Genomic DNA, 13,476 nt, shown 5'->3' on the forward strand with positions numbered 1-13,476 from the left:
AAGGTTTTCCTACTATTTTACTTTGACCAACAACACCAATATTCATGTTTTCAAAATCTATATTATATTTTTTTAATAATATAATAATCCCTAAAGCAGTTGCTGGTAAGAATGATTTTTTATTTAAAACAAAGTTTGATTTTTGATTAACCTCATGTAGGCCATCGATATCTTTCTCTATTTTAATTTCATTTAATAAATCATTTATATTTTTAACATTATTTGTTTGTATTGGAAGTTGGATAATAAACCCGGTTGTTTCTTCATTTAACTTTTTAATAGCTTCTTTTATTGTTTTTTCTGTTGCATTTTCTTCTAATTTAATAAAATTTGTTTTTAATCCTAAAGAATGAGCGATATTTAATTTATGTTTTATATAAATATTTGACTCTTCAAGGTTTCCGACTTGTAAAATACCTAAAATTGGCAACTGACTATCTGCCAATGTTTTCAATTCATTCTTTATTTTTTCTTGAATTTCTTCTTTAGTTTTTTTACCATCTAATAATTTGTACATTACTATACTTTTCTAAATGCACCAGTTTTGCTTTGTACGTTAATTGATGTTGTATCTTTTAATGATCTTGCATAATCCATTGCTTCTTTTTGGGTTTTAAAAACTCTTAAAGCACGTTGTCCCTTTGGGTTTTTTACTGCTCAACCATCAGGATGATTCACCACTAATCTAACAGCCATTTTGCCTCCAATTAATATTTATTTTTCGTTTTGAATATTTTTATATATATTATAAAGTTATTAGCGTTTTTTTATTTAAAAAATAGTTATTTTTTTAAATAAAACCAAAAATTATTATTAAAAAAAGCAACATAAAATATATTGCTTTTTGGCGTTTTTTGTACATTTGGTGGAGGTGCGGGGAATCGAACCCCGGTCCACACATTCTTTTGGTATTGGTTCTACAGTTTAGTTTATTTTTAAATAAATTATTTAAATTAAAATAAACAAAAAAGTTAAATAATTCCAGATGATAATGTCACTTAGCTATTTACTGATTTTCGCCAAGTCTAGCCCTTAACGACAAAATTCTAAAAATGGGCCATTAATAAGAATTTGACCAGATTTAATTAAGCAAAAACTGGATTTAATTGATTGTTCATAACATTTGTCATGAAAAATTCTTTTTCTTTTTTGTTTTCTAAAGTTTGCATTAAAAAGCCTAGAAAGTATTTAGGTTTACAAGACCACTGCAACAATAACAATTAAATGCATGTCGAAGCCATTACACCCCCGTGAATTAATAAATATTCTTAAGATTTCTTTTTAACTCTTCTTGTTTAATTTTCTCACGCTTATCGTATTTTTTTAATCTTTTTGCCAAAGCAATTTCTAATTTAATATGGTTATTTACTCAATAAATTGAAATTGGGATTATGATTAAACTAAGTCTATCGGCTGTGTTTTTCATTCTTAAAATTTCTTTGCTATGCATCAACAATTTACGAGAACGATCTAGTTCGCCCTTTACTAACATGTATTGTGATATATGCATATTATTAACCCAAATTTCATTTTTATTGCTAATAGAACAAAAAGCATTATCAAGTTTTACATTTTGTGCTCTTAAACTTTTAACTTCTCATCCTAGTAATGAAATACCAGCTTCATATGTGCTGTGTATTTCATAATCTGATTTAGCAAATTTATTTTTTGAAATTAATTTTGGCATAAATTAAATTATAAATGATAAAAAAAGAAACATTAACACAATTTTGCATTAATATTTCCTTTTTCTCTTTATATACTTTCGATCTTTATACAGTAATCTTTTCCAACTTTAAAATTATATTTATTTCCTTTTGCTTCAAAATCTTCATTTCTATAAATAGATGGTAAAAGTGAATAGTTGTAATTATTCTCACCTCTATAGTAATTATTATCGGTATCCTTGAAAACTAATGTGCCATCATTTAATATAGATATTCAGGCTTGCTTTGAGGAATAACACAACACGAATACAAATTCAATAGTAGTGTAATTTTTGCTATTTTTTTCTCTATCTTTTTTATCATATTAGTCTTCATAGATAAAGTTTGATATTTATTTCAAATCAAAAATATCAGCATTAATATCACTTTCACTATTAGCTAGATAATCTTAATTATCTATATATTCTCCAAGAACACTTAAGATATTGACAAAATTATTACAAATCTTGTTCCAATTATCTAATACTAATTCATTTAATTCAACAACTCCATCAAATGAGAACGCATGTCTATCAACGTAATAAATATCAACCAGAGGCTTATATTTCAATAATTTTTGTTCTAATCTATCAACTATTTTAATGAGTTCCATGTCATTATTCTGCCACAAAAAAAATTATTTTTATTTATCACTCATCTTCTAAAATTCATTCATTATATATTCAGCTTGTTTAATAACATCATCTACAGCTGATTTAGTATATTCAGGTGGATATTTATATTTCTTTAAACATTCTTTAATCTTAGTTCTCATTTTAGCTCTAGTAGATTCTTTATTAGACCAGTCGGTTTGAGCATATTCCTCAACAACTTCTTTTAATTCTCTAGCAATTAATTTCAATGTTTCATCACATAATAAATCTTGAGCCGATTTATCTCTAACTAGTGCATCATAGAATGCTCTTTCTCTACCAAATATACCTAATTTATTAGCTTCTTTTTCATCGGATACCATTTCACTAGCAAAACTTACTAAATCAACAATTGTAGTTTCAGGTTCAAAATTAGCATCTCTGTCGTTATATTTTTCAAGAATCTTTCTTAATCTCTTAGAATATTCTTGTGATTTAAAATAATTGTTCTTTCTTGATTCTGCAATCGCTCTTTCAAGTAATTTCTTAACTATTTCAACAAATACATGAGGTGGATTTTTCTTTCTTAATTCTTCAATTTTTTCTTTACTTAATAAATCTATGACATTAATTGAAGAATCTTTATCTTTTGTTAATACTTTAACTTCATCACCTTTAATTGCATCAGCTAATAATTCTGATACATATTCATTCATTTCTTTTGTAGAAATAACTCCAGGTTTATTACGAAGCTTTAATATGTAACTTCTAATAGCTAAATAATACATTACATCATTTTTTTCATCGGGTGTAACAATACCACCACATACAACAAATGCTTGTTTTATAGCCAATGATAAGTCATTAATAAATGGCTCTTCTCTCTTCTTTTTATCAGATAAAATGAATTGAGCACCTTCTTGAATTGCCGTAAATCTTGTTAATGAATCTTTACTATAGAATTTAGATTTTTCAATCTTATAGAACCATTCGTTCAAGATACTTAATTTTTCTTTTAAAATAGTGTAAATTTCTTTCTTGATATCTTGAACATTAGTTTCTCTATCTCTATCAGTATATTCAGTTAACGCATTTTCCAATGCTTCATTTAAGCCGATATAATCAACAATTAAACCATAATATTTACCTGGATATACACGATTTACACGAGCAATAGCTTGCATAAGATTATATGATTTTAATCTCTTAATAAAATACATACAATCTAAATCTGGTACGTCAAAACCAGTAAGTCACATATCAACTACAATTGCAATTTTGTATTTTGATGTATCTTTCTTGAATTCTTCACCTAATTCTTTTCTATAATCGCTATTACCAAATAATTTTCTTTGTTCTTCAGTATCTTTATTAGATTCAGTAACAACTAAAATTACTTGTTCTTTTAAATCGGGTCTTAATTCTTCAGTTATCTTTTTATATAATTTAGCAGCTGCAATTCTTGTTTGACATACAATCATTGCTTTGCCATTTAAGAATCCTTTTCTTTCCTCATAATGAGCTAAGATATCCTTTGCAAAAAGTTCAATCATATCATCACCTTCTAATATGACTTTAATTTTAGACATTTCAGCCTTAGAACGTTCTATAGAATTCTTATCAGCTTTTTCGTTTTTTTCAATATCAGTATAATATTCATCAATTTGTTTTAATATCTCATCATTAGTCCATACTTTGGCTAAGCGTGATTCATAATATAATTTAACTGTTGAACCATCAATAACTGATTGAGTCATATCGTAAACATCGATAATATCACCAAAAATATCAGTTGTTTGTTTATCTTTTGTAGATACTGGTGTTCCAGTAAAACCAATAAATGTTGCATTAGGAAGAGCATCTCTTATATATTTTTCAACACCATATTTAAATACTGCTTCCATTTCTTCGGTTTCAGCATTCTTTTCATAATGAACTGTTTCATAAATGCCATAATGCCCTCTATGAGCTTCATCAGTCATGACAATAATGTTATTTCTTTCATTCTTTGGTAGATTTTCTTTATCAAATTTACCAACGGTTGTAAGAATAATACCACCTTGTTTTATAGTAGATAATTTCTTAACTAAATCTTCTCTTGATGTAGCAATTGCAGCTTCACACTTTAAATAATTTCTTGCACTATAAAATGTTTTATATAATTGATCGTCTAAGTCAATTCTATCTGTTAGCATTACAATTGTAGGAACATTTAATGATTTTTCTAACAATAATCTATGAGCTAACATAACCATTGAAAATGATTTACCACTACCTTGTGTATGCCATATAATACCAGCTTTACCATTACCATTTGGTTTAACAGTTTTGATAATAGAATCTAGCGCTTTATTAACACCAAAATATTGATGATATTGAGCCATTATCTTAACTGGTTTCTCATTTTTATCAATAATGAAGAAAATGTTGTTTTTAATGAAATCAATTAGCCGTTTTTTCTCAAATAAACCATCAAATAAAATATTCAATTTGGTTACACAAGAATCATCGTATCCTTTTTCACCTTCAACACTTTTCCATTCGTTATATCTATCAATCTTAGATGTTAATGTACCAACTTTAGTATAAACACCATCAGATATAACTAAAAAAGCATTATAATTGAATAATGTCGGAATATCATATCTATATCCATCATGTTCCGAATTAGATCCGAGTTGTGAATATGCATGTTCTAATGTCGCATTAGTAGCATCTTCATCAAATGATTTTAATTCCATTACAATTAAAGGTAATCCATTGATATACACAATTACATCAGGTATTCTTGTATTTTTACCTTCTTTAAATTTAACTTGATGGCAAACTTGAAATACATTATTTTCAGGATTATTAAAATCAATAAATTTAATTAATGGATTGACTTGATAATCTTTAGATTCTATTGTAATTCCATCAATTAAAATCTTATGAAAATCAAAATTGCGTTCAAATAAAGATGGATTTTCTAATCTTTTTATAGCATTAATAGCATCTTCAATGATATTCATATCAGATATCTTATTAATCTTAATAAGGCATTCTTTTAATAAATCTTCATTAATGAATTCATCTAATGTACGATTTAATATCCAATTATCATTTTCATCTATCAATTCATATCCTTTATTTTGAAGTAAGGATATTATAGTCTCTTCAATCACACTTTCATATACCATAATTTCACCACCTTAATCTATAACTTCCCAATAACCTGAAACTTTATTTCCAATTCTTACAATTTTTTTAGCTTCTTTTAATCTATCTAATGATCTTTGTACTGTTCTAGCCGTCTTACCAACTTTTTGGGCTATTTCTTCTCTTGTATAAACCGGATTTTCTTTCAATAAGAGTATAACTTCACTATCTAATTCATTGACTCTTTTAGGAATTTCTTTAGTGACATCACTAGTGACATCCTTGGTGACATTTAGAGTGACATTGTTTCTATAGAAACTAAATCTAAATCCAAATTCATTGTTATAGTATTCGTATTTAACATTATTGGCAGCACATAGTTCTAATACTTTTCTTATTCCGCTTCCTTGAACTTCAACATTCTTAGAGCGATATAAAACATCTAATATCTTCCTGTTTCTAGGCATTGATTGAATTCTACGTTCAGCAAAATCTTCTGGTTTATAATTAATTGGAAACTCACCAGGATTATAAATATCAATCATCGTTGGAGTTATATCAATTTCATGTTCTGTAATTGAACGATAATTAGCATGAGCAAATGCATTGACAACAATTTCTCTTACAGCATCAACTGGTACTTCTGGTATTTCGATTCTTGATGTACTTTTACCATCAAATTCAACTCTCCAGTTCATATGTTGATTAATATATACTGTTGCGATATCTATCAAATTATAAATATTATCATGAACCCTATTAATATCTAAAAAATTTATTCTTTGGTCTGTAGCATAAACAGCCATTTTTAAAACAGTTGGTTCCTTTGATGAGAATAGGAAATAGCCAGCATTTGTTAACTTGTCATCAACCATCAATCCCAACATTCTTAATAACTCTTTTTCATCATATTCTTCGAGAGGTTCTAACCTTCCGCAATTGACTGCTCTTGCATAAAAACTCTTTAATGCTTTAGAATCTACATCTTCAATCTCAAATGTAGTTATATTATTTTCCCAAATAGATGAATAATCTGTATCAAGCATCATATGTTTTAATTCATCAGGTGTCATGCCCTCAGCTCTATCATGAACTCTCTTATAATATCTGCCATAAGATGAATATGGCCTTTCAGTTCCAGCAAACTCAACTTTAATAACACTTAAGCCATCTAGCATCTCCTCTTTAATTGAAGGATAAATCATTGGTTTAATTGCAGTTTTAATATGTGTTGCTACATCATCTAATGAACTATCACTTACTATTTGTCCACATACATCTCCATTTGGTTTGACTCCAAAATATAGAACGCCTTTACCATGCTTATTTAAAATGGCACAAATATCATCCATTGCGTCCCTAAGTTCACCTGTTGTTTTTTTAAATTCCAATGTTTCGTTTTCTTTTCCTAAATTCATATGGACATATCCTATCAATTAAATAAAAAATATTATATCATAAATAATTTAAAATGTCACTAGTTTTGTCACTAATTATGTCACTAGTTTTGTCATTGTTTATAATTTCATAGTTAACACTATAGGAACAATAGATGATTTGATTGAAAAAAACAAATTGAGTATAACAAAAAACTTAAATATTTATTATTCTTACTTGACAAAAGTGAATCTGATAAAACAAATACCTTTGGTTATGTTTTTAAATCTTTTAATGGTGGAACATTTGAAAGCAAATATTATGTTACAAATTCAAATAAAAAACTTATAACTATTAAAAATATTGATGATAGCGGTTTTAACACTAATAATGTTTCACAACTTTCAGAAGAAAAAGCAGATAATAAATATCTATTATCAATCGGCGATATTGTTTTAACTATGACTGGAAACATAGGGCGTTCAGGGATAGTCGATGAAAATAATTGTTATTTAAATCAGAGAGTACTTAAAATAACATCGGATTCTTCTAGCTATCTTTTTGCGTATCTACATAAATATAAAAAAGAAATTATTCAGTTAGGCAAAGGAACCGCTCAACTCAATTTATCATTAGATGATTTAAAAGAATTGAAAGTTTTTAATTCCTATAATGAAATTACATCCTTTAAAAAATATGATTGTCTATACAGTTCTTTATTAAATTGTAAATTGGTAATCAAAAAAGCTAAGCAAATTAAACAATTATTACTATCAAAATATTTCTAGCTAATTAACACTATAGGAAGTGTCGATGATTTACTTGAAAATTTGGTAAAACAAAACGAAAAAATCATTCAAATTGGTCTAATAAAAATCAATAAATTAAATAATATTCAAACTAAAAATCTTTCTGAAATAGTCGAATTCTCTAAAGGATGCGAAGTTGGTTCATCGAATTATAGCGATATTAAGAAAGATAATATGATTAATTATTTAAGAGTGGGCGATTTAAATGCCATCGGTACTACCCATGTTAAATTAGATAACGAACTAGTTATTTCTAAATTCGATGATATATTATGTGCATTTGATGGTGCGCCAGGAAGAAATAATATTGGACTAGTTGGTGCTTATTCATCTGGTATTTATAATCTTAAATGTAATGATATTAATAAAGGATTGGTTTATTTTGGAATAAATAGTGATTTGAATCAGAAAATTATAGCTGATCATTCACAAGGCACTACAATATTACATGCTTCTAAATCAATTCAACATTTACAATATGCTGACATTGGACTAGAAGATAAAATGTATTTGAACTCATTATTTAAATTATTATTACAAAATAAAAAGAAGATTGAATATTTGAAAAATATAAAATCCAATCTCCTTAATAAATATTTTTAATTACCAATCTATTATTTTATCAACAATAGCTTGTTGCTCTTCACTGGTTTTACGAAGATATATCCTTGTTGTTTCAATGGACTCATGGCCCATTAAATCAGCCAACAAGGCTATATCTTTTCTTTTTTCTAGAAAGTTTTTTGCGAATCTATGCCTAAAAGAATGGGGATAAATGACTTTTAGATTCATTTTTAATTTTTCACCAAGTGCCTTTAATTGGTGAGCAATCCCTCTTGTAGTTATTTGTTTACCATTTTTATTTAAAAATAGATAGCCTTCGATTCTTCCAATAGAATCATAATATTCTATTGCTTTTATACGAAGCCTTTTTGGTATGAATATCCTTCGTATTTTACCTGATTTAGTATATAAATCGATATATCCACGTTTTAGATGTTCGTATTTAAATTGAATTAATTCTGATACACGAGCTCCAGTTGCGCCCAAGAATCGTGCAACGAAATACCATTCAAGATTGCCATCTTTAATAAGTTTATTCTTGAAAAATTCATAATCAGCGTCACTTATTACATTTTCAAGATAACTTTTTTGTTGAACTTTGATATATTTTAGTTTCAACTTATCTTTACCGATAAATTCAAGATATTTATTTATACCTTGAATTCTTAAATTAACTGTTTTACCTTTATATTTGTCAACCAAGACAGCTTTAAAGGCTAATAAATTTTGTTTTGTGATTTCATCAAAATCTCTATTATACATTTCTACAGCTGTTTCATATGCATCAATTGTATTTTTAGATAAATTTTGATGAAGTAAGAAATTTTTAAAATCTTTCATATGATACCTCCTAATTATTTGAAGGTATATCACATACTAAAAGTATTTATCTAATAATTGAGATTTTATTTCTTTTAGTTTGTTTATTTTTCTTCTTAATAATGATAATTCATCGATATAATAATGATATTTTAATTCATAATCATTTAGTTCATTATCATCTAATAAAGGCACTAATATTTTAATGAAAGTATCATTATTAACACCAGCCATTGTTGTTCCAACTGAATTTAAATCACGCTGAAGATTAAAATCATTTGAAATTATAATAGCAGAAAGAAAAGTTAAAGGAAGTTTTTTAGATGCTTCTAATCCTAAGAATCCTGTTGATAATATATAATTGTCAATTAAATCAATGTCATTATTAGTAATTATTAGTTTTTTATTAGAGCCTTTCATTTTAGCAAATCATACACTATTTTTTACTGGTTGCATATTTGCTCTAGAAGGTCTCTTGTTATAACTAATAATTTCACCTTCAGAAATGTTGTTGATACCTTCTATGGTAGAAGTATCCACATACACCTTAGTTTTGTCAAATAAAGTTATTCCTGATTTAATTATGTTTGGATTGTGATATTCAAATGTCGTTTTATCAGGATATTTTTTTAATGAAATATCCAATATTTCGCATATTTTGTTGATTCTTGACTGATAATTTTCAAGTAAATCATCGACACTTCCTATAGTGTTAACTATGTGTTGTTGTAGGGCATAATCAACAACCGGAATTAATAAATCCCCATATTGCTCTGCATTGATATTATTACGAGTGCTTCCAGTGAATAAAGACGAAACTTGGTTCCAATAAGATTTGCTTTGACAGTAGTATCCCAAATATTGAGGATTAATCAAAGTGGGATCAATAGAGAATTTTATTAAGAATCCGGCAAACACAGTATTTGGCTTTATATTTTTACAAAAAAAATTTCTGCCAGTACTATTGCCAGTTCTTGCAAATACTATATCATTTTTATTCAAAACATATTTATTCCAATTTTTATAAAGATTTGGATTAATGCATGTTTCCAATGTGTAAGGTGCATATCCGTTATCATCAATATCTGTAATTCTTAGATATTGTGGATATTTTGAATTATAATCACATGATGATGCTCCAATGCCATAAACACCTTTATTTGGATTTGATAAATTTTTAATTTTTTGATAGTTCATAACTATATGAGAACATTTAAAATAAAAGAGATTTCTGAAATTATAAATGGTGCTACACCTTCAACTAGTAATCCTTTATATTGGGATGGAAGTATTCCTTGGATTACGCCAAAAGATTTAACAGATTTTCATAATCGCTATATAAATAGCGGTCATTCTTTTATTACAGAAGAAGGGTATAAAAGTTGCTCTACAAAAATGTTACCAATCGGAACAATCTTGTTATCATCAAGAGCACCTATAGGCTATTTAGCTATTGCCAACAAAGAAATGTGTACGAATCAGGGTTTTAAATCTATAATATGCAATTCACAATATATAAATAATTTATATATGTTTTATTGGTTATCCACTAAAATAAACTATTTGCAGCAAATATCTAGTGGGGCAACATTCAAAGAATTATCAAAAGATAATCTTGAAAATGTAGAAATAAATCTTCCAACACTTGCCGAACAACAACACATAGTTAACACTATACTATTTCATTTCTTCTTCTAAAATCTCTTTAATTTTTTCTTCTAGTTCCTTACCCTCCTTCATTAATTCAAATAATTCAGCAGATGCTTTTCTTAATTCCTCTTGAATTTCTTCAGGAGATAATTTATTTGATTCATCTGCTCCTACATATCTTCCCGGATTTAAAGAATAATCTTTTGATTTAATTTCTTCTAAATCTGCTTTTTTGCAAAATGCAGGTATATCTTTAAGACTGTTATTTTTAAAGTCTTTATAGGCTTTTACAATTTTATTAATATCAGCTTCTTCTAATACTCGTATCTTTTTTGATATAAGCTTACCCATCGAATCAGCATTAATAAATAATACATCAGTGTTAGTCTTTTCCTTATTTAAAACCCAACATTGAACAGAAAGTCTAACATTAGCAAATAATTTATTAGGTAATGCTAAAATTGCTTCAACTTTACCTTGTTCTATCATTGCTTTTCTTATTTTGTAATCATCAGCTGTATTTGATGTAGTTGCACCATTGGGCATAAGAATAGCTGCTTTACCACGTGGTGCTAATTTAGCATACATTAATGATAACCATGCATAGTTACCATTTTTTTCATTTGGTTTACCAAATACTCATCTCGGGTCTCCGGCTAATGATGGTTTCCAATATTCTTTTAGGTTATATGGTGGATTGGCAATTATAAAATCTGCTCTTAATGTTTTATGTAAGTCATCAGTAAATGAATTGCCATTCCTTTCACCAAGATTTCCTTCAAGACCACGAATAGCTAAATTCATCTTAGCCATCTTCCACGTTCCAGGATTTGATTCTTGACCGAATATAGAAATATTATCAACTTGTCCTTGATGTTCTTTTACGAATTTAGAACATTGAACGAACATACCACCAGAACCACAACATGGGTCATATACTCTACCTCTATATGGTTCTAGAATATCTACCATTAATTCAACTACTGATTTAGGTGTAAAGAATTCTCCGCCTTTTGTAGGAATATATTTAGCAAATTCTCCTACATAATATTCATAAACTTGGCCGAAGAAATCTCCATCAACCCCTTCCATATTTAAATTATTAGTAAAGAAATCAACTAATTCACCTAACGCTGTTTTATCTAAATCGCTCTTAGAATAAGTCTTAGGTAAAATACCTTTTAATTGATTATTATTTTTTTCAAGTTCAATAAAAGCATTATCGATAATTTGACCTAAGCCATCTTGTTTAGAATGTGATGCTACATGACTCCATAATGCATTCTTGGGAACGATAAAAACATGGTCAGAGATATAATAATCTTCATCATCTTCTCTGCCATCTCCAACTTTCTTTAATTCATTATATTTAGCAACATATTTATCACTAACATATTTTAAGAAAACTAGTCCTAATACTACATTTTTATAATCTGCAGGATCAACTTTATCTCTTAGTTTTTCCGCTGCTTTCCATAATATATCTTCCTTAATTATTTGTGACATAGTTAACATTATCTCCTATTCTTCTATTACTTTAATATCAAATTCTTTAAATAATTCTTTAAGTTTTACTTTAGCAAGTTTAGTTGGCTCATATTTTCCATTTTCTCATCTATTAACTGACTGAAAAGACACACCAAGTTTAGATGCAAGTTTTTCTTGGGATATATTCATTCTAGCTCTAAGTAAAACTATCATTTCAGGATAATTTACTTTCTCTTTCATAAACGTTACCCACCTTTTACATTATATAACGAATTATACCACTTTTTCGTCTATAAATCTATTATATTAAGAAAATTTAAAAATTAAAAATATGGCGTTCCAGTATACGTAAGTAATCTGGCGCCATATTTTTTGTCCTTTGTATAATATATATAACATCAAAAATCCATTACGAAAGGACACATTAATTATAATATGAACAGTAAAATAATTAATAATTCTAAAAAAGTTTTTTGTATAAAGATATCAAAATTGATTCAAAATAAGTATAAATTTTTGCAAAAACGTTCAGTAGCAAATCTTATTAATGACTTCAAAAAATATGCTAAAGAAAATAATATTGAAATTGTAATACCATCTTTACAAGCTATTTATTATCTAATAAATAGTCATAAACTTATTGATTTTAAGATTTTTCCAATTAAGAAAACGATTACAGGTTTAAAAAGAAAGAAAAGAATGGCAAAACGCTCAAGAATTACCTTTGCTAAAAGTATTGAAGAAAGACCAGAATATATTAATAATAGAAGTGAATTTGGTCATTATGAAATTGATACTGTAATTCTTAATAAAAGATCAAAATATTGTTACTTAACCTTATTAGAAAGAAAAAGTCGAAAACTATTTATTAAAGTCATTCAAAGAAACTCCGATTCAATGGCAAATGGACTAAAAACCATTATTAAAGAAAACAAATTAAAAATTAAGAGTATAACAATGGACAACGGATCTGAAAATGTTAAATTAAATACTATTGATAAGAAAATTGATATTTACGTCTGCCATCCCTATTGCTCCTTTGAAAAAGGTTCTATTGAAAATTGTCATAAATTTATTAGACAATTTATATCAAAGGGGATTAAAAGAAAATAAGCCTTAATGACGAATTTGTTTTAAAAGTGCAAAACGAAATTAATTCTTTAAATCGTAATTATAGTTTTCAAACATTACGCTACAGCTAGCCATCAATTCACCATATTGATATTTACCACTCTTTATTTGCTTCAAAATATAAGACATTTTAGAAATATCAATGCCGCCAGTAATCATATGGAATCCTTCATATTCACTGCACATTCCGCAATCAGTCAA

16 protein-coding genes and 1 other RNA gene are annotated in these 13,476 nt (G+C 27.2%); 4 read left to right on the top strand and 13 right to left on the bottom strand.

Annotation, left to right across the window (positions count from 1 at the left end; genetic code table 4):
- From EXC38_RS03365 to EXC38_RS03400, 8 genes are all read right to left on the bottom strand, one after another.
- A partial coding sequence (locus EXC38_RS03365) for a bifunctional 5,10-methylenetetrahydrofolate dehydrogenase/5,10-methenyltetrahydrofolate cyclohydrolase (RefSeq protein ID WP_129694829.1) occupies positions 1 to 517 on the bottom strand: 517 nt, incomplete at its 3' end.
- Positions 518 to 519: 2 nt separating this feature from the next.
- Entirely contained in the window at positions 520 to 696 is a 177-nt protein-coding gene (locus EXC38_RS03370) for a DUF2188 domain-containing protein (protein ID WP_004414744.1), read from the bottom strand.
- A 167-nt stretch (positions 697 to 863) separates the two neighbouring features.
- Positions 864 to 1,250, bottom strand: a transfer-messenger RNA (tmRNA) gene (gene ssrA / locus EXC38_RS03375).
- A 5-nt stretch (positions 1,251 to 1,255) separates the two neighbouring features.
- The gene (gene smpB, locus EXC38_RS03380) at positions 1,256 to 1,687 is read right to left on the bottom strand and encodes an SsrA-binding protein SmpB (RefSeq protein ID WP_129694536.1); all 432 of its coding nucleotides are present in this window, start codon (positions 1,685 to 1,687) and stop codon (positions 1,256 to 1,258) included.
- Positions 1,688 to 1,755: 68 nt separating this feature from the next.
- The gene (locus EXC38_RS03385) at positions 1,756 to 1,971 is read right to left on the bottom strand and encodes a hypothetical protein (RefSeq protein ID WP_129694535.1); all 216 of its coding nucleotides are present in this window, start codon (positions 1,969 to 1,971) and stop codon (positions 1,756 to 1,758) included.
- Positions 1,972 to 2,115: 144 nt separating this feature from the next.
- The gene (locus EXC38_RS03390) at positions 2,116 to 2,319 is read right to left on the bottom strand and encodes a hypothetical protein (RefSeq protein ID WP_129694534.1); all 204 of its coding nucleotides are present in this window, start codon (positions 2,317 to 2,319) and stop codon (positions 2,116 to 2,118) included.
- 48 nt (positions 2,320 to 2,367) lie between these two features.
- Positions 2,368 to 5,478 (bottom strand): type I restriction endonuclease subunit R, encoded by a 3,111-nt coding sequence (locus EXC38_RS03395; protein WP_129694533.1) that lies wholly within the window; start codon positions 5,476 to 5,478, stop codon positions 2,368 to 2,370.
- Positions 5,479 to 5,490: 12 nt separating this feature from the next.
- Positions 5,491 to 6,855, bottom strand: a complete 1,365-nt coding sequence (locus EXC38_RS03400; protein ID WP_129694532.1) for an RNA-binding domain-containing protein — start codon at positions 6,853 to 6,855, stop codon at positions 5,491 to 5,493.
- 192 nt (positions 6,856 to 7,047) lie between these two features.
- Between EXC38_RS03400 and EXC38_RS03405 the strand changes: the two genes are divergently transcribed.
- On the top strand, positions 7,048 to 7,602 hold the full coding sequence (locus EXC38_RS03405) for a restriction endonuclease subunit S (protein ID WP_223213809.1): 555 nt from the start codon (positions 7,048 to 7,050) through the stop codon (positions 7,600 to 7,602).
- Positions 7,603 to 7,644: 42 nt separating this feature from the next.
- On the top strand, positions 7,645 to 8,226 hold the full coding sequence (locus EXC38_RS03410; RefSeq protein ID WP_129694831.1) for a restriction endonuclease subunit S domain-containing protein: 582 nt from the start codon (positions 7,645 to 7,647) through the stop codon (positions 8,224 to 8,226).
- Here EXC38_RS03410 and EXC38_RS03415 read toward each other — a convergent pair whose 3' ends face one another.
- Positions 8,227 to 9,027, bottom strand: a complete 801-nt coding sequence (locus EXC38_RS03415) for a tyrosine-type recombinase/integrase (protein WP_129694528.1) — start codon at positions 9,025 to 9,027, stop codon at positions 8,227 to 8,229.
- A gap of 36 nt (positions 9,028 to 9,063) precedes the next feature.
- The gene (locus tag EXC38_RS03420; protein ID WP_129694832.1) at positions 9,064 to 10,203 is read right to left on the bottom strand and encodes a restriction endonuclease subunit S; all 1,140 of its coding nucleotides are present in this window, start codon (positions 10,201 to 10,203) and stop codon (positions 9,064 to 9,066) included.
- Between the two features lie 6 nt (positions 10,204 to 10,209).
- On the opposite strand from EXC38_RS03420, the gene EXC38_RS03425 reads away from it, so the two are divergent.
- Complete coding sequence (locus tag EXC38_RS03425; protein ID WP_129694526.1) at positions 10,210 to 10,704, top strand: restriction endonuclease subunit S; 495 nt, start codon at positions 10,210 to 10,212, stop codon at positions 10,702 to 10,704.
- Here EXC38_RS03425 and EXC38_RS03430 read toward each other — a convergent pair.
- Positions 10,684 to 12,162, bottom strand: a complete 1,479-nt coding sequence (locus EXC38_RS03430; RefSeq protein WP_165056847.1) for a type I restriction-modification system subunit M — start codon at positions 12,160 to 12,162, stop codon at positions 10,684 to 10,686. The genes EXC38_RS03425 and EXC38_RS03430 overlap by 21 nt on opposite strands.
- A gap of 15 nt (positions 12,163 to 12,177) precedes the next feature.
- The gene (locus EXC38_RS03435; RefSeq protein WP_129694524.1) at positions 12,178 to 12,384 is read right to left on the bottom strand and encodes a helix-turn-helix domain-containing protein; all 207 of its coding nucleotides are present in this window, start codon (positions 12,382 to 12,384) and stop codon (positions 12,178 to 12,180) included.
- Positions 12,385 to 12,579: 195 nt separating this feature from the next.
- On the opposite strand from EXC38_RS03435, the gene EXC38_RS03440 reads away from it, so the two are divergent.
- Entirely contained in the window at positions 12,580 to 13,257 is a 678-nt protein-coding gene (locus EXC38_RS03440; RefSeq protein ID WP_129694523.1) for an IS30 family transposase, read from the top strand.
- 39 nt (positions 13,258 to 13,296) lie between these two features.
- Here EXC38_RS03440 and EXC38_RS03505 read toward each other — a convergent pair.
- Positions 13,297 to 13,476: hypothetical protein (locus EXC38_RS03505; protein ID WP_165056863.1), on the bottom strand; the 180-nt coding region annotated here is incomplete at its 5' end.

This window comes from Mycoplasmopsis arginini, from assembly GCF_900660725.1.
Classification (GTDB): domain Bacteria; phylum Bacillota_I; class Bacilli_A; order Mycoplasmatales; family Metamycoplasmataceae; genus Metamycoplasma; species Metamycoplasma arginini.